Annotated in this window: 16 protein-coding genes; 12 read left to right on the top strand and 4 right to left on the bottom strand. The window is 41.1% G+C overall.

Annotated features, from left to right (window positions below; translation table 11 throughout):
- Positions 1-334: 334 nt before the first annotated feature.
- Positions 335-1129, bottom strand: coding sequence for an NADPH-dependent F420 reductase (locus AC1DND_RS00135; RefSeq protein WP_477578113.1), 795 nt, complete (start codon positions 1127-1129; stop codon positions 335-337).
- A gap of 178 nt (positions 1130-1307) precedes the next feature.
- Here AC1DND_RS00135 and AC1DND_RS00130 point away from each other — a divergent pair, with 178 nt between their 5' ends.
- From AC1DND_RS00130 to AC1DND_RS00075, 12 genes are all read left to right on the top strand, one after another.
- Positions 1308-1535 carry a winged helix-turn-helix transcriptional regulator gene (locus AC1DND_RS00130; RefSeq protein ID WP_477578111.1) on the top strand — a complete coding sequence of 76 codons (228 nt, stop codon included), beginning with the start codon at positions 1308-1310 and terminating at the stop codon, positions 1533-1535.
- A 284-nt stretch (positions 1536-1819) separates the two neighbouring features.
- Positions 1820-2638 carry an SDR family NAD(P)-dependent oxidoreductase gene (locus tag AC1DND_RS00125; protein WP_477578109.1) on the top strand — a complete coding sequence of 273 codons (819 nt, stop codon included), beginning with the start codon at positions 1820-1822 and terminating at the stop codon, positions 2636-2638.
- Between the two features lie 59 nt (positions 2639-2697).
- A complete protein-coding gene (locus AC1DND_RS00120; RefSeq protein WP_477578107.1) occupies positions 2698-3594 on the top strand; it encodes a helix-turn-helix domain-containing protein in 897 nt (298 codons plus the stop codon).
- Between the two features lie 295 nt (positions 3595-3889).
- Positions 3890-4498, top strand: a complete 609-nt coding sequence (locus AC1DND_RS00115; RefSeq protein WP_477578105.1) for a TetR/AcrR family transcriptional regulator — start codon at positions 3890-3892, stop codon at positions 4496-4498.
- Between the two features lie 206 nt (positions 4499-4704).
- Positions 4705-5457, top strand: a complete 753-nt coding sequence (locus AC1DND_RS00110; RefSeq protein WP_477578103.1) for a TolC family protein — start codon at positions 4705-4707, stop codon at positions 5455-5457.
- 26 nt (positions 5458-5483) lie between these two features.
- The gene (locus tag AC1DND_RS00105) at positions 5484-5783 is read left to right on the top strand and encodes a hypothetical protein (RefSeq protein ID WP_477578101.1); all 300 of its coding nucleotides are present in this window, start codon (positions 5484-5486) and stop codon (positions 5781-5783) included.
- Positions 5784-5788: 5 nt separating this feature from the next.
- Positions 5789-6835 (top strand): efflux RND transporter periplasmic adaptor subunit, encoded by a 1047-nt coding sequence (locus AC1DND_RS00100; protein ID WP_230143762.1) that lies wholly within the window; start codon positions 5789-5791, stop codon positions 6833-6835.
- 10 nt (positions 6836-6845) lie between these two features.
- Positions 6846-9899, top strand: coding sequence for an efflux RND transporter permease subunit (locus tag AC1DND_RS00095; protein ID WP_477578099.1), 3054 nt, complete (start codon positions 6846-6848; stop codon positions 9897-9899).
- Between the two features lie 85 nt (positions 9900-9984).
- A complete protein-coding gene (locus AC1DND_RS00090) occupies positions 9985-10881 on the top strand; it encodes a 3-hydroxyacyl-CoA dehydrogenase (protein WP_477578097.1) in 897 nt (298 codons plus the stop codon).
- Between the two features lie 65 nt (positions 10882-10946).
- Positions 10947-11675 carry an SDR family NAD(P)-dependent oxidoreductase gene (locus AC1DND_RS00085; RefSeq protein WP_477578096.1) on the top strand — a complete coding sequence of 243 codons (729 nt, stop codon included), beginning with the start codon at positions 10947-10949 and terminating at the stop codon, positions 11673-11675.
- Positions 11659-11982 (top strand): SRPBCC family protein, encoded by a 324-nt coding sequence (locus AC1DND_RS00080; RefSeq protein ID WP_477578095.1) that lies wholly within the window; start codon positions 11659-11661, stop codon positions 11980-11982. Before AC1DND_RS00085 ends, AC1DND_RS00080 begins: the two co-directional genes overlap by 17 nt.
- A gap of 131 nt (positions 11983-12113) precedes the next feature.
- Entirely contained in the window at positions 12114-12728 is a 615-nt protein-coding gene (locus tag AC1DND_RS00075) for a TetR/AcrR family transcriptional regulator (protein WP_477578093.1), read from the top strand.
- Positions 12729-12932: 204 nt separating this feature from the next.
- Here the strand turns inward: AC1DND_RS00075 and AC1DND_RS00070 are convergent, their stop codons facing one another.
- From AC1DND_RS00070 to AC1DND_RS00060, 3 genes are all read right to left on the bottom strand, one after another.
- A complete protein-coding gene (locus AC1DND_RS00070; protein ID WP_477578091.1) occupies positions 12933-14756 on the bottom strand; it encodes a glycoside hydrolase family 2 protein in 1824 nt (607 codons plus the stop codon).
- 360 nt (positions 14757-15116) lie between these two features.
- Entirely contained in the window at positions 15117-16091 is a 975-nt protein-coding gene (locus AC1DND_RS00065; protein ID WP_477578089.1) for a glycoside hydrolase family 5 protein, read from the bottom strand.
- A 247-nt stretch (positions 16092-16338) separates the two neighbouring features.
- Complete coding sequence (locus AC1DND_RS00060) at positions 16339-17313, bottom strand: NmrA/HSCARG family protein (protein WP_477578087.1); 975 nt, start codon at positions 17311-17313, stop codon at positions 16339-16341.
- Positions 17314-17360 lie beyond the last annotated feature (47 nt).

The raw sequence follows: 17360 nt of genomic DNA, 5'->3' as shown, positions 1-17360 counted from the left end.
AATTAAATCTCCTCAGATTATCGTCATTGCGAGAAGGCTTTTTCAGCCAACGAAGCAATCTTACAACTATCGCTAGTAACGAGCGCTCTAAGATTGCTTCGTGCCTCGCAATGACGACCATTCTATTAGAGCCCGTCAATAGTAGCGGAGTCGATTGCTTTTAATATATCGAAAAACAGGTGTTCGACTATTAATGACAGATTCTAAAAATCTGCGTCATCTCGACCGGAGCAACGCGGAGTGGAGATGACGATTCTTCGCGACCTATCAATTAACAATATAATTTAGGTTTACGGCGACAAATTAATTTTTAGCTAATGGTTGTATCCCCTAATTACTCCGATTTTGGATTTTTAGGAAATAGGGAGCGGTTAAATTTCACTATCTCCTCATGCGAGGGCTGAGTAGTACGTTCAGCGAATAGTTTAATCACAGAATCCCTAATTTGAGCAGCAACTTCCCTCACGCCATCATTGAGTGCCTGTTTCAGATCCACTGCATTTAATTCTGTACAATAGGCCGGAGTTCCTGGCTGATGCCTCCATGAACTTTCCAAATTACCAGCATCAACCACATCAAAGCCTGCTTGATTGATAAGTCCGGATATAATTTCTTTTGCTTTTGGATCATCTCCTGATATAGCCATTGCTATACGCCCGGGTGCACCTTTAGGTGTCCCTCCATACACAAGGCTTTCTGCCAGCAGATTATTGAATGCTTTAATAACAGGCCGCCCAATTTGTTCAGCAACCCACACGCTCTCCGCTTTACCGTTTTTGATTTCCTCGATGTCGGCATCGCGGAATGGATAGTAGTTGGACGTATCCACTAGAATGGTATCTGGTGGCATTTCGTCAAATAAAGTTTTTGACAGGCCAGGAATAGCTATGGTCGGCACTGATAGTATGACCACATCTTTACCTTTAACAAGATCCTCCAAGGGCGAAGGTAATGCTCCTAATTCATTTGCCCGCTTTTCCAATTCAGCAAATTCAGCCGAATTGGTTACAAAAACCTGATGTCCTGCTGCAACCATTTTTTTCGCAATTGTACCTCCAATGGCACCTGTACCTATTATTCCTATTTTCATATTCAGTATCTTTAATATTTGTTTTGATAAATGTGCTATCAGATTATGGTAACCTTTCCTTAAAGTCTTTTCATATCATATTGATTAGTAGATAAAAAATTCAATTGTTTCATTAATCCTTATCAACCAGCCTATTTAAAATAATTATTGCAAAGTTATCACATTTTACTTTCCTTTGTATAGTACTTTCCCAAAGGAAAGTGATATTGTTCAAAGGATGAGTTTTACAGACATACAGGAAAGCATTCCAGGGATAACCCCTAAAGTCCTGGCTAAAGAACTCAAGGACCTGGAACAGCATAAACTATTAAAGCGTACCGTTTTAGATGGCTACCCCGTCAAAATCCTGTACACCCTGCAACCTTATGCAGATACCTTAACACCGATAATATATTCCTTAAAAGATTGGGGAATCAACCACAGGAAAGTAGTCACAAAAGAGTAATGCACTTGACTATTATTCGCAACAGTTAATCAATCATATCAAAATACCTTCAAAAGTGCTCAACACGATTCCATAGCTCTGCTCCTTTCCGGTAAAACATATATGGCAAAACAGATTTTGCAACCGCTCTGCAAGAACTGTCCTTTTTTTTTGTAAAGCACTGAAGTAAAAGAGCATAATATAGGTCAAACGTAGAAACGTTCCATTATTGCCTACTTTTGTATCACAATAGCTGTTAACAATTGACTGAACTTTGTCATCATCAAATATTAAAGAATAATATAATGGCAAAAACAATTTTTATAACTGGTGCATCACGCGGATTCGGCAGGATCTGGACAGAAGCATTTTTACAACGTGGCGATAATGTTGTTGCGGCTGTGCGCAACCCGGAAACATTGGCTGAACTCGCAAAGGAATTCCCTTCGAATCTATTGGTCTTAGAACTTGATGTAACCGATAGAGAGTTGAGTTTTGAATCGATCGAAATTGCAAAAAAACACTTTGGCCGCATCGACGTCTTAATCAATAACGCTGGCTACGGACATATTGGAGCTGTAGAAGAGTTGAGCGAGCAGGACGTGAGATCGCAATTTGAAACGAATGTACTGGGTTCATTATGGACTGTGCAGGCTGTCCTGCCCATTATGCGCGAACAGAAATCGGGGCACATCATTCAGCTTTCAAGTGCGCTGGGACTAAATACGGTATCATTAATGGGGCTTTACAGTGCATCGAAATTCGCAATCGAAGGTCTTACTGAAACATTGGCCGGCGAAGTGAGTGGTTTTGGCATTAAGGTAACCATACTGGAACCGGCTGGTTTCTCCACAGATTTTTTTGGTACCAATTCGCTTGCCTTAAGTGCAATAGTAAATGCTTACGATGAGATGAGAAAAGATTTTTATGAGCATGCCGGAGAGCAAGATTCCGGGAATCCTATTGCAACTATCGGAGCGGTTCTAAAATTGGTGGATACAGAAAATCCGCCATTGAGGTTGCTACTGGGCAAGACTGCTTACCCTTGGGTAAAATATACTTACGAAGAGCGCCTGAAAACATGGGAATCATGGCACGACGTTTCTGTGGCAGCACATGGCTAATGAAAGTTAACTTTACAGGATCCGGATTTGCTGGATTCTGTTTTTATCACTGCTGAAAAATGGATCACTTTAAAAAAATAAGCGAGCTGCATGAAGCGCTTGGCGTTAACCCTCCGGAGCATCCGCTTTTTAGTGTGGCATACGGTGAGCGGGGCACCTGTGACGGAAATAGTATACTCGAATTTTCTTCAGAATTTTACATCATAGGATTTAAGAAGCTGAAATCGGGCAGCATGCAATATGGGAAAACAAAATATGACCACGACCGTGGCTCGATGTCTTTTGTAAAGCCCCACCAGAAAGTAGCCTTTAAAAATGTCGAACTTGAAGAGAAAGGTTTTCTGATTATTATCCATGAAGACTTCTTACCCGGAACTATCCTTTACCACGACATTAAGAAATACGGCTATTTCGATTATGAGGTGAATGAGGCCTTGCATCTCTCTCCTGCAGAGGAGGAAATCATCTGGAATTTGTATTTCAGCATTGATAAAGAATATCACAATAATACCGATGAACTTAGCAAGGCCATCATAGTTAGTCATCTTGACGCCATGCTCAAATATGCACAGCGCTTTTATAAAAGACAGTTTATCAACCGTACACATTTATCCGGCTCAACAGTAACAAAGTTCAACGAATTACTTGCAGTTAATTTTGAAGAGCGGAAAACGAAAGATATTGGACTTCCCTCTGTTTCTCTAATGGCAGAAAAGCTTCATATATCTCCGCGCTATTTAACCGATCTGCTAAAGGAAGAGACGGGAAAAACGGCATTAGAGCTAATCCATCTTTTCCTGATTGGTAAAGCTAAAAATCTATTGGCCGAAGGCGAATTGAATGTATCGGAGATTTCGCATTTACTTGGTTTTGAAAACACCACCTATTTTTCCCGGCTGTTTAAAAAAGAAGTGGGAACATCACCCACTCAATTCAAAGACCACTTCCTAAATTAATCGCAACGTTGATAAGGTAGCCCTCTTAAAGTTATGATATAATTTCCACTCCTTGAAAAGTCTCGGTTGAGGGGCTTGCAACAAGGAACTCTAAACGTTGTTAGAGATACTGAATCTTAAATTATAAGCTTTTCACCAAAATCATCAAGGTTAAGTAAAATATACAATCATTTAAAAAAACATTTGCATTATTGAACACCGTTCAATATATTTGTACCGTCAATTAAAATGAGAAGTTGCAAATGAAAAAGTTATTTCCTAAATCAGGTTAATATCTTTATAAATTATTTTATCAATGGGCATTACAGAAAGAAAGCAAAAAGAGAAGCAAGAAATGAGACAGCGCATATTAAATGGTGCTAGAAAAGTATTTCTTCAGAATGGCTATGAGCAGACCAGTATGCGTAACATTGCCAGTGAGATCAGCTATAGTGCAGGGGTAATTTATTTCCATTTTAAGGATAAGGGTGAAATCTTTCAGGAACTCCATAAAGAGGGCTTTAGCCTACTTCTTAGACAACTTCGGGTGCTGGATTCGGTTATCGATCCATTTGAACGCCTGAAAGCCTCTGGACGTGCGTTCATCCAGTTTGCCCAGGAGAATAAGGATTATTATAACCTCATGTTCCTGGTAGAAGAGCCGTTAAAAAATTCAGAAGAAAGCGGTTTCCAGATTGCAAAAGAAGCAATAAAGTACCTGCATGACTTGGTATTAGAATGCCAACAGGCTGGCCGCTTTAAAGACATGGATTCAGAGTATCTTACATTTATGATCCTATCTGCTACTCATGGCATCTGTGCTCTTTTCTGCAAAGACAGAACTATGAGTTTTGAACACAAGACCAACAAGGAACTTATGGAGAATGGTTATGCATGTTTTGTTTCACTACTTGAGAAGGGTTAACCTTTTTTTTAATATTTTATTGAACACTGTTTAATTTTATTACAATGATTAATTACATTCGAAACCTGCCTACTATTTACAGACTGACCGTCTTAAAGTGCTCAGTCATCTTACTCCCATTGGGGCTAAATGCCCAAAATCGTTTGGACGACTATATCGCACAGGGGCTAGCGTCAAATCAGAGCATCAAGGAGCAAAACTTCCTTTTGCAAAAGAACATCTATGCCCTTCAAGAGGCAAAAAGCATGTTCCTGCCCAGCGTAACTTTTTCTACAACTTACACGAAAGCCGACGGAGGCAGAACAATTGATTTTCCTACAGGTGATCTTTTTAACGCCGCCTACTCCACGTTGAACCAGCTCACAGGAAGTAACTCTTTTCCCCAGCTCGAGAACCAGAGCATACTGCTTAATCCCGATAACTTCTACGATGCCAAGTTCCGCACCAGTCTTCCCATCCTAAATGCCGAACTCGTATATAACAAGCGGATCAAAGCACAACAGGTAGACTTGCAAAAAGCGGAAATACAGATGTATAAACGTGAACTGGTCAAAGAAATTAAAACGGCATATTACAACTATCTTAAAGCTACCAATGCAATAAGGATTTACCAATCCTTTCTGAAACTGCTCGAAGAAGGTGAAAGGGTAAACCGGAAACTCTTTGAGAACAACAAGATCAACCGTACGGCTGTGATCCGCAGCCAGAACGAGGTATCAAAAATAAACGCATCACTTACCGCTGCTCAAAAAACAGAGGAATCTGCCCGTTATTATTTCAATTTTCTTTTAAACAGGCCATTAACGGATCCCATTCTGACCGACGATGTTCCATTGCTGCCTGCCCAGGATAATTTATTGCTTAATGATGTTAACGGTCGTGAGGAACTGGCGAAGCTTGAAATTGCCAAAGGAATAAATAAAAACCTTACCCCTCAGGAAGGAACAGTTATAAGATAAAACAGGCTATTGCCAGTGAACAGGCYGTGTCGGCGCAGACCAATCATGTAACCCAGCAACTACTTACCGAACTGAATGTGCGTAGGGCAAACCTGCAAAGTGCTTCAGCTCAGTACCGGGCGGCCCAATCACAACTAAAAACCAGTCAGACCTATTATAATGACATGACCAAGCTCTATAAAGAGGGAATGGCCATTTATATAGAACTACTTGATGCCCAGAACCAATGGGTAGATGCCCAACTTCAATCCAACATTGCCCTATTCGACACCTGGATATCCCTTACCGCTATCCAACGTGCCAACGCCAGTTTCAACATACAATAAATATCATGAAGAAGACACAACTCACACTTATTGCGCTTACATCACTATTGTTTGCCTGCAAAGAAAAACCGAAAAATACAAATCCTCTTGGCCAGCCAGATATCATTTCTGTAAAAGTTGCGCCCCTTTCCTCTTTTGGGGTAACAAATTCCATTCAGGTCACTGGATTAGTCGGCACTGAAAATGATGCCAATTATTCCTTCAAAATTGGTGGGGTAATCAGTAGCATCCTGGTAAATGAGGGACAATTTTTTAAAAAGGGGCAATTGCTGGCCACCCTGAATACCACCGAGATTGCAGCCGGTCTGGCCCAAGCGAATCTTGGTGTAGATAAGGCCGCTCGCGACTATGCCAGAGCAGTAAACCTTTATAAAGACAGCGTTTTTACGCTGGAACAGCTGCAGAACACCAAAACGGCATTGGATGTTGCAAAAAAAACAAGTGAGGCAACCGCCTTCAATCAGCGTTATGCCAGAATCTACGCGGCCTCTGATGGTTTTGTAACCAAAAAGGTTGCCAGTGTAGGCGAAGTGATTGGTGGCGGAATGCCGGTGCTGATGACGGGCTCAACCCAAAAAACTGACAGCTACCTGTTAAAGGTTGGGGTAACCGACCTGGAGTGGGCAGGAATCAGTGCAGGGCAACGGGCGGTTGTTTATCTTGATGGTTATCCCGAACAGCCATTCCAGGCAACGGTACTGCGTAAACTTCAATCGGCTGATGCCGCTATCGGATCTTTTCAGGTAGAGCTGAAGCTTCAGATGGGCAATCTGAAACCTGCAATTGGCATGTTTGGGAAGGCGGCAATCGAAACCAATGCTTCAGAAAACAGGACCGTGATCCCATTCAGTGCCCTTGTAGAGGCAGATGGAGAGACGGGTTACATCTTTACCCCTAAGGATGCAAACAGCGTTAGAAAAGTGCCTGTAACCATCCTGAAGTTTGACAATAAAAATGTTTACCTAAAAGATAAACTGGAAGGAATAGATCGCATAGTTATTTCTAATAGCGCCTACCTCAACGAACAGTCCACCGTAAAAATTATCAAATAAAAACCACGAGATGAAAATTACAAATTTTGCTGTAAAGAACTACCAGTTTACCCTGATCATATTTGTGCTTGTGGCAGTGGTGGGCCTGCTTACGCTCTTTACCATGCCCCGCTCGGAGGATCCTACTACCCACCCTCCGCAATATCTGGTAACGGTAATCTACCCTGGTACCAGCCCGAAGGATATGGAAGAACAAGTGGTAAAGCCCATAGAAAATAAAATCTATGGCTTGGAGAACATCGATAAGATCCTGACCACGGTTGAAGATGGTGTAGCAGCGATACAGATCAAGTTCAAATATGGTGTTGATGTGGATAACAAATACCAGGAAATATCAACGGAAATCAATGCGCTGAAAAACGGTGAACTTCCAAAGGACATTTATCAGATCAAAACCGAAAAAATTGCTTCGTCAGATGTAAAGATTATTCAGGTTGCGCTGATCTCAAACACCGCTTCGTCCAAAATATTGCGCGACAATGCAGACAAATTGAAGACCCAGCTGGAAAAGATCACCAATCTGAGAGAGGTAAAGTATACCGGAATGCCAGAGCAGGAAATCCGCATCGACATGCAACTCGATAAACTAGCACAGCTAAAAATACCATTGAACCTGGTTATAGGCAGTCTGCAAAGTGAAGCGGCCGACATTCCAGGAGGAAGTATTAATATAGATAGTAAGGTCTTTAATGTGAAGACCAGTGGTAAGTTTAAAGATGTTGAAGATGTGGCCAATACGATAATCTATAATTCCAATGGAAAAATCATATACCTAAAGGATGTGGCCCATGTTAGCTATATGGACGGTACCATTAACCACATTACCAGGATCAATGGACAACGCTGTATATTGGTTACCTCTTCGATGAAGAACAATGTGGACATCAGTCAGGTTAAGAAAGAGTACACTCCAGTATTGGAACAATTTTCTCAAACCTTGCCGCAGAACATTAAAATGGTTAAAAATTTTGACCAGGCAGATATGGTATCAAAGCGGCTGGGACACCTGGGCTTTGATTTTGGATTGGCCATACTATTAGTAGTGGTTACCCTGTTGCCTTTGGGCTTCAGACCATCACTGATCGTAATGATTTCCATTCCACTCTCACTGGCCCTTGGTCTTATTGCAATGAACCTTTTAGGCTTCTCACTCAACCAGCTCAGTATTGTTGGGCTTGTGGTAGCATTGGGGCTATTGGTTGATGATAGTATCGTTGTTGTAGAGAATATAGAAAGGTGGTTAAGGGAAGGCCATTCCAGAAAGGATGCTATTTTAAAGGGTACCAAACAGATTGGGGCAGCTGTTGTAGGCTGTACCGCAACGCTTGTGATTGCATTTTTACCATTGGCTTTTCTGCCTGATATGGCCGGAGAATTTATCCGAAGCCTACCTATGGCCATTATTACCAGTGTACTGGCCTCTATGATCGTGGCGCTTACACTCGTGCCTTTTATCGGCAGCAAGATCCTGAAAACCCATACCCATGGGGAAGGAAATTATTTCTTAAAAAAATTGCAGGGCTTTTTGACCTGGTCGTATCGTGGTATTATGCCATTGGCGCTAAAGTGGCCAAAGGCAACCATTAGTATTTCCATTGCATTAAGCGTATTAGCCTTTTTACTCTTCCCACTGGCAGGATTTAAACTTTTTCCAACCTCAGAAAAGCCAATGTTTCTGATCAATATTAAAATGCCGCTACAGGCAAATATCCCAGAAAGCGATAGCGCCGCAAAGCTGGTGGAAATGGAACTGAAAAAGCATAAGGAAATCGTTTACTACACCTCAAATGTAGGAAAAGGTAACCCACAGATCTATTACAACGTGCATCAGCAGGATATAAAACCGGATTTTGCTCAGATTTTTGTGCAATTGGAAGAAGAGACAAGCCCAAATGACAAAACTGAACTGATTAAAACGCTTAGAAGCAAATTCACTGATTTCCCCTATGCAAAAATAGAGGTGAAGGATTTTGAACAAGGCACTCCGATAGAGGCGAATATTGTGGTCAGGGTTTTTGGAGAGAATCAGGATACCCTGCGATCGCTCTCGTTCAAAGTGGAGGAGCTGTTACGTAAACATCCAGGTACTTTTTTCATCAACAATGAACTCAATGCCTATAAGTCAGATGTAAAGATCAAGATTGATAAGGCAAAGGCGCGGACATTGGGCGTACTGACCAGCGACATTGACAAGGTGATCAGGTTGGCTGTTGCCGGACTAACTGTTGGGGATTACATTGATGACAGGGGTGATTCGAGGAATGTGGTGATTACCATTCCACGTAATAAGTTTTCAAATCTAAATGCATTAAAGAACCTTTATGTGAACAATATCCAGGGTGCACCAATTCAGATCGATCAGATTGCAACCATTGGGCTGGAAACCTCTCCAACTGCAATTAATCATTTCAATAAATCACGGTTTGCAAAGGTTACCTCGCTCACCAAGGATAATGTTTTGGCAAATGATATCCTCAAGGATATTGTGCCCGAACTCAACAAATTAAAAATGCCCAAAGGCTATTATTATAAACTGTCTGGGGAGGCTGAATCGGAAGGTGATGCGCTTGGCGGAAATTTCCTTTCAGTGATCATCCTGAGTACATTCCTGTTTATCGCTGTGCTGCTGCTACAGTTTAAGACATTTAAGGGGATCATTATCGTTTTATCAATTATTCCTTTGGGCGTTTTGGGTGGGGTAATATTTCTGCTGATGACAGGAAATCCGATGTCGCTGGTATCGATCATCGGTTTCATTGGTTTATCGGGCATACAGGTAAAGAATTCGTTGTTACTGGTTGATTTTACCAACCAATTGCGGGAAGATGGAAAAAGCATAGATGAGGCGATCCATATTGCCGGTGAAACCAGATTTCTTCCTGTTGTACTTACTTCTATTACAGCTATTTGCGGTCTCATCCCGATTGCCATGAATCCCAATCCGCAGATAGCGCCACTTGCCATTGTACTGATTGGAGGGCTGATCAGCTCTACTATATTATCAAGGATCGTTACCCCGGTAATGTACAAGCTTATACCTCCACAATTGCACGAAAAGATATGATATGTCAAAATAGATGGGAAGACTTGTTTCTGGAATTGAGACTGTTCTTGATTAACCTTATTAACGCATACTTAAAAATTAAAAGATGAAAATTAAAAACGTTACCGTATTTGGATCTGGCGTACTGGGTGCGCAGATTGCCTTTCAAACCGCTTACCATGGCTATAATGTGACTTTGTTCGATATCAACGAAGAACTATTGGCGAATGCAAAGCTGAAGTTCGAGCAGTTTAAAAAATCGTATCAGCAGGATTTGAACGCGAAACCTGCCGATTTGGATATTGCAGTGTCAACCATAAACTTTACAACAGATGTGGCGGCATCCGTAAAAGATGCCGATCTCACGATTGAAGCGATTCCGGAAAACATTCAGATAAAAAAAGATTTTTATTCCAGACTGGGTGCTTTGGCTCCGGAGAAAACAATTTTCTGCACCAACACTTCTACATTGTTGCCAAGCCAATTTGCGGCTGAAACAGGCAGGCCTGAACGGTTTTTGGCTTTGCACTTCGCCACTAATCTGCTAAAGAATAACTTGGCGGAAATTATGGGACATCCCAGTACAGATCCCGAAATTTTTGAGCAGATAGTTCAATTCGCTAAATCGATCGGGATGATATCCATACCAATCTATAAAGAACAGCCCGGCTACATCACGAACTCGCTTTTATTGCCTTTATTGATAGCTGGGTTCGACCTCTACCGAAATGGTGTTGCCGATGTGGCCTCTATTGACAAGACCTGGATGAAAAGCCTGGGGGTTGATCTGGGGCCAATGGCTATGTTAGACTTTGTTGGAATGAATACAGCCTACAATGTAGTGAGCTCAATTGCAGAGTCAAGTGGAGACGAGATCTGGAAGCAAAGACAGGGCTTTATGAAAGAGAACTTCATTGATCAAAATAAACTCGGTATTTCTACAGGAGAAGGTTTTTATACTTATCCAAACCCAGCTTATCAAAACGCTGATTTCCTGAAATAGAAAATAAAGGTTAGAAGTACCCTGTAAAACGAATTAAAGCATTACCCACATAAATTTTACTAAAGATGAAAGAATACATATTAATCACCGGAGCATCATCCGGAATTGGCTACGAAATGGCCAATCAATTGGCAGCACAAAAAAAGAACCTGATTTTGGTTGCCCGTACAGAGAACAAATTACAGCAAATGCAATCAGAACTAATAAACAAGTCTGGCATTCTGGTTCAATATTTCGCTACAGATCTTTCTGATGTGAATGCTGCTAAAAACCTTTACCAAAAGGTGAAAGATGAAAACCTATTGGTGACCCACCTGGTAAATAATGCTGGTATTGGCAACTATGGCAATTTTACTGAAACGCCACTGGAAGAAGAATTGAGTATGATTCAATTAAATATTTCCAGTTTGGTTGTATTGACTAAACTTTTTGCACAAGATATGGTCAGCCGCAAATCTGGCCGGATTATGAACACAGCATCGGTGGTCGCATTTTTACCGATGCCTTATTTTTCTGTGTATTCTGCCACCAAGGCTTTCGTAAAGGCATTTAGTGAAACACTCGCTGCCGAATTGGAAGGTACCGGAGTTACCGTTTCGTCTCTTTATCCTGGTACTGTGGATACCGGATTTACCACACCTGAGATGCAAACTACCAACCTTCATAAAACCAAGCCGATGACTCCCAAAGAAGTGGCAATACAGGGTGTAAAGCATCTACTAGAAGGGAGTGGAAAAAAAGTAGTTGGTTTTCAAAACTGGTTTAACGCGCATCAAATTGTCCAATTCGCCTGAAGGCAGACTTAATTTATCTAGTGTCTTTATCTGGAATCCGGCGGGCAAATTCACCTCAGCCATCAGGGAATTCAATCCTCCGTATCAAATCGCTTGGTTAGGTGAAACCGATAACAAAAAAATGACCGTTTACAATGCGTGGGTGATTATCCCAACCAAAGATGGCTGCAAAGTTGTTTCAAACGAGTCTCAAAATGGACCAAAAACAAAAATGGAGAAGATTTTTGCACCAAATATGGTTAGTAACCATATTGGAGAATGGCTAATAAACCTGAAAGAACGATCAGAACAACAATCAAAGAATTAATATACTTAGGAGCCCTCTTTAATTATATTTAAACATAGAGATACATACAGATTAATAATGGGAGTTTAGACCATTTGTAAATTATTTTGATCAGTTAGCGTTGTCTGATATCCTTATAAAATTTATATGATATGTTAAATCGAAGTAAGATAATAGATGCCGCTATACAGCTTTTTTCACATTTTGGAATTAAAAAAACTCCCCTTAAAGATATAGCCAAATCGTTAAGGGTGAGTATTCCATCTCTATATTGGTATTTCAAGAACAAAGACGAGCTGGTGATCTGTGTTTTAGAAAAAATAACGAATGAAGAACGTATTTTGATCAAAAAGCAGTGTATAAGATATGAGTCGCTATCCAATTTTATCGATGAACTGGTTGAAATAAAGCGTTTAACATTTGAAAAATATAGTCGGCTATACCATTCCCCGGATTACTTAAGAAAAATAGGTTTTTTAGACAACCTGGGTTTATCAAGAAGGGTATGTGTGACTGAAAATATGAATTTGGTTTCAAAAGCTGTCTTTGGGAGAGATGACAATAGCCCCCATATGTTTAAGGGGGTGTTCATCCAGTTCTTAAGGGAACTCGATATGATATTTCTGAACGATGCAGCCACAAGATCGAGATTTCAAGGATCAGGCATTGCGAAAAGAAATGATATCTCTGATCTCGTAAGCCAAAAAACCTGTTCTTTTCTATCTGAAATAATGGATAAAAACATCATGGTTCAATATCAAAATTAAATGTCCGGTTTTAAGCAATTTTGTTGCCGATAATAAAAACAAGTAAATTTATCGATCGTGGCAATAGAGATAAATTTAACAATGGCCCAGTATTAGCCTCATATGCTAACCATAAGCCTCATCACAGAGCGGGTTGCCATGAAATTCCTAACAGTAAAAATGAAATTCTTATCAATAATTCAATAACCCATCCTGCCATCTATTCTAGTGCCCACCCAGAGAGTTTAACCTTTTTCCCTCAGCTATCACCGCCCTGTTTATTTCATTTACCCGCTTAATATCCATTTTTTCAACTGCACGGTCATAGGTCAGCAATCCGTTAACCTCATGTTCCACATCGGTTGTCTGGGTGTAAACGGCTACACTAAGGCCCTTGTACTTCATCAGCTGTTCAACCTGGCTCATCAGCAGTACATACCTATCCGTCAACGCAGCACTGGTAGGTTCATAGGCATATGCATTGTTTTCCACAGGCCACATGTGCCCCCTAACAAAGAGCCCCACACCGCCGAACTCTCCCAAAGATGCCGCCCTTTTATCGTCCGGTCTGGAGGCATCATAAGGGYCTATATAAATATGAGTATCCACAAAGTCTCCATTACCCGGATCACCGGCCGCTTTCTGATAACCGGGATTGTTGTTAAATCCCGAATTTCCATTTACCAGTCGTGAGGGATCGTAATTTTTTACCCAGTCCGTAATCGCCGGTACATCGAAAGCACCCCAGTTCTCATTAAAGGGTACCCAGGCAATAATTGAGGGTGAGTTGTAATATTCATCCATTACCGCCTTGAGCTCCTTGCGAAAAACGGAGCGTACTTTTGCGGTATCCTCATTCTGGTACCAGATTGCAGGCATGTCCTGCCAAAGCAGCACGCCCAGTTTATCTGCCCAATAGTAAAAACGTTTCGGCTCGGTTTTCATATGTTTACGGATGAGGTTAAAACCTGCCTTTTTTGTAAATTCCAGATCAGATTTCAGCGCCTCCTCGGTGGGAGCGGTCAGAATTCCATCTGGCCAATAGCCCTGATCGAGAAGGCCAACCTGCATGATGAACTTTCCGTTCAGCAGCGGACGCATCACACCAGACACCTTGCCCAACCTGATGTCGCGCATACCGAAGTAGCTCTTTACCTCATCAACGGTTTCACCGTTCTGATCTTTGAGCGTGATTTTAAGATCATAAAGAAAAGGTTCATCGGGAGACCATAACTTTGGATTTGGGATGGGCAGATAAAAAGTCTTTCCGTTACTTCCCTGCGCCTGGGATACGATCTTATTGCCATCAAGTGCTACCGCGGATACCATAGAGGAATTTGCATCGACAGTTACCTTGAGCCTGTTATTTTCCAGATCGGGCAATAGCTTAATATTTTTGATGTGAGCTGCGCCCAACGGTTCAAGCCATACGCTCTGCCAGATGCCCGAGCTGAAGGTATAATCTCCCCGTGGTCCATTTTTGCCCGAAGGCATTCTGCCGTCATTGGAATCGTAAGCGGCAACAATTAACTCATTAAGCCCAGATTTTAGCAATGGGGTGATATCCAGCGAAAAAGCATCGTAGCCACCCGCATGAGACCCTGCCTTTTTTCCGTTAACGAAAATAGTTGCATCATGATCAACAGCCTCAAAATTGATTAAAATATTTTTACCCTTCCAATTCTGTGGGATTTCGAAACGCCTGCGGTACCACATGTTAACCTCCTGATTGCGCTCAATACCTGAGATCACAGATTCAGGGCAGTATGGAACAAGTATCTGTTCTTGTTTTCCATCAAATGCAATCGGCATTTTCGGATTGAATGCATTAAGTTTATTTTTTCCACCGATATAATCCCATTTACCGTTTAACGACTTCCATTCTCCGCGTACCATCTGGGGCCGGGGATAATCTGGAAAAGGATTTTGGGCCGCCATCGCCTGCTCAGTCCACTTAGTTGGTAGTTTTGCAGTCTGGGCGCAAACATTTTCACCATATACCTGCAATAGTGTTATCAGGAATAGGATTGGCAAACCTATATTTTTCATATTATCTGGAGATTAGGATCTTTGATTCTAAAACACTAATATATTATTTTTCGTCAATCTAAATCGATTTATTACATAAAAAAACACCCAACAAGCATCTTTTTATTATGAAACTTTTTTTGAATGGATTATAAAGTTCATTCCACCTGAAGCCATGGACATAACATAAAAGAATAGGGAATCGCGACGTTCCTTTATGAACTGGTTGTATAGCGTTAATCAGTTCAGGGGATATCAATATAATCAGGGAAGTGCTCACAATCACAAGGAGAAATTGCCGGTTATCTGATGGGAATAATTTTCCGTTTGCGTGGAATTTTTCAGGAATGGCCTTATCTATTTAAGCCAGGAAACCTGATTTTATTTGTTCAGGTTCCGGAGCTTCGTCCTAATGTATTTCCCTGCCGGACTAAGCATTTCTGCCTTCCATTTTCCTTTTGGAGATGCACCAGGCATTAACAGTGCAGTTGTTTCTTTTTTATCGGTAATATTCCAGTTTGCCCAGCTCAATTTATTTTTCTCCATCCAAGAAAACCATTTATTGGTTTTACTGGTATCGAATATACCATCGCCATTAGCCTCGCCCACACCCCACTCTGTTACAAAAATGGGCAGACCAGCAGAAATTGCATCATCGGCCCGCCTCATTAAAACTTCTTGATGGCTTGGTTCAGACGCATAAAAATGAAAAGAATAAGCAATGTTGCTGAATCCTTTGATTGGATCTTTGGCAACCACATCTATATCCTGATCCCAATGCGGGCTACCAACAACAATTACATTTTCAGCATCGTATTTCCTGATCTCGGCAATTACCTGCACGGCATAATCCTTAACGGTTTGCCATGCCATTTTTTCTGGCTCATTAAATATCTCATAAATAATATTCGGTTTCCCGGCGTACCTTTTAGCCATTTTTGCAAAGAACATTTTTGATTGATTCAGATGCTCATCTGCATGGTGATCGTGCCAGTCAATCAGTACATACAGATTTTTCTTAATGGCAGCATCGATTGTCTCGGTTATGAGCTTTTCCTGTCCAAGGGGATCCTGCAGGTAACCATTATCTGGCTGAACCGCCATAGACACACGCAATAAATTGATATTAAAATCAGATTTAAGCCAGTTTACAACATCTTGGTTATAATACTTTTTGCCTCCCCAGATACTCCATGACAAACTTACACCACGGAGCTGTGGATCAATATTTTTACGGTTTAAGATTTTCCCACCAACAACTTTTAAGGCGCCGTTCCGCTCAACCCAGTTTACGTTTTGTGCAAAGGCAATGATGGTGGAAAAGGCAAAAACTGAAAGTAACAAAACTCTTTTCATAAGGAAATTTATTTAATACGGTACATTGACTGTATTTATCGGCAAAAAGTAAACCATCATCTAAACTGCTCTTATGGCTACCCCGGAGGTAATTTTACACAGAAAAACTGGTTAGAACTTTTGATGGTAGTATTTTAACCTGCAATAAGCTAAAAAAACACCATATCCCAACTAAATAAAATTTAAAATAATCATTATCAAACTATTTCCAAAGTCTACCTTCGATGAAGTAGGTGATTGAAAGCAATCAGTAAGTTTGCTTTTGGCCTTGCCATCCGGTACTGCACAGAAATTGTTCCCAGCTTAAACTGCTTTGGTTAATATTGCGGCTCCATAACAAATCACGTTCCTTGCCGAAATAACCATAATCGACAGCATATTCTGCCATTCCTAAAATTTCCTTTACCAAAAGCTCATTTGTACCGAATTCAGGGAAATGACGAAGCAGTGCCTCTTGTGTAAATGCGGAACTATAGACAGCCTTTTTACCGGTGACCCGAATAAATGTGTCTATCATTTCCCGGGGCGAAATAATGTCGCCGATAACAGGCAAAGATTTACCTGCATACTCATGCGGATTAGAAAATATCTCTAAAACCGCTGGCCCCGTAGCGGTAAGGGGATCAACAAATGGGGCACGAAAATCTTCAGGTAAATAAATCGGAAATACAAGCGTATCTCCAAACAATTTCGGGGGATAAAACTCCATTAGATTGGTATAGAAAAAGGCCATGTAAATAAACGAGCTGGTGATTGGAAGCGTGCGGATATATGCTTCAATCATTGCTTTATCAGTAAAATGAGGAGCAAACTTTTTTCCGTTTGTAATTTTTTCTACATTTTCCAAACTACTAAAGATAATATGCTTAACTCCGGCCTCAACCGCCGCATCCGCTAATTGTTTACCCAGCTCCATTTCGTGGGTATGCGGCGGCACAATACTTGGTGTCATGATGAAAACGCCTTCCGATCCCCGGAATGCTTCAACGAAATCTTTCTCATGCCCCAAATCAAGCGGTAAACTCAAAAGCTCAGCGCCCATTTCAGTCAAATTAAGTGCCTCTGGCGAATCTACACGGCGTGTAATGCCCCGTACACGATAACGCCCGCTTTGTAATAGTGTCAGTGCTGCGCTGCGCCCCTGTTTGCCCAAAACGCCAACGATAGTGATCAATGGCTTGTCTTTTTCGATTACCTCGTTTGCTTTAAAATCCGGTTTCATTTATATGATTTTATAAACTATAAAAATTATAGTTGCAAAACTATCTA

Source organism: Pedobacter sp. 01N416, from assembly GCF_056399685.1.
This window is presented reverse-complemented; position numbering and strand designations above follow the sequence as displayed.

Bases quoted from the DNA above. Each gene is read 5' to 3' on its own strand.
- AC1DND_RS00130 (WP_477578111.1), top strand. From the start codon at position 1,308: ATGAGTTTTACAGACATACAGGAAAGCATTCCAGGGATAACCCCTAAA.
- AC1DND_RS00125 (WP_477578109.1), top strand. From the start codon at position 1,820: ATGGCAAAAACAATTTTTATAACTGGTGCATCACGCGGATTCGGCAGG.
- AC1DND_RS00120 (WP_477578107.1), top strand. From the start codon at position 2,698: ATGGATCACTTTAAAAAAATAAGCGAGCTGCATGAAGCGCTTGGCGTT.
- AC1DND_RS00115 (WP_477578105.1), top strand. From the start codon at position 3,890: ATGGGCATTACAGAAAGAAAGCAAAAAGAGAAGCAAGAAATGAGACAG.
- AC1DND_RS00100 (WP_230143762.1), top strand. From the start codon at position 5,789: ATGAAGAAGACACAACTCACACTTATTGCGCTTACATCACTATTGTTT.
- AC1DND_RS00095 (WP_477578099.1), top strand. From the start codon at position 6,846: ATGAAAATTACAAATTTTGCTGTAAAGAACTACCAGTTTACCCTGATC.
- AC1DND_RS00090 (WP_477578097.1), top strand. From the start codon at position 9,985: ATGAAAATTAAAAACGTTACCGTATTTGGATCTGGCGTACTGGGTGCG.
- AC1DND_RS00085 (WP_477578096.1), top strand. From the start codon at position 10,947: ATGAAAGAATACATATTAATCACCGGAGCATCATCCGGAATTGGCTAC.
- AC1DND_RS00075 (WP_477578093.1), top strand. From the start codon at position 12,114: ATGTTAAATCGAAGTAAGATAATAGATGCCGCTATACAGCTTTTTTCA.
- AC1DND_RS00065 (WP_477578089.1), bottom strand. From the start codon at position 16,091: ATGAAAAGAGTTTTGTTACTTTCAGTTTTTGCCTTTTCCACCATCATT.
- AC1DND_RS00060 (WP_477578087.1), bottom strand. From the start codon at position 17,313: ATGAAACCGGATTTTAAAGCAAACGAGGTAATCGAAAAAGACAAGCCA.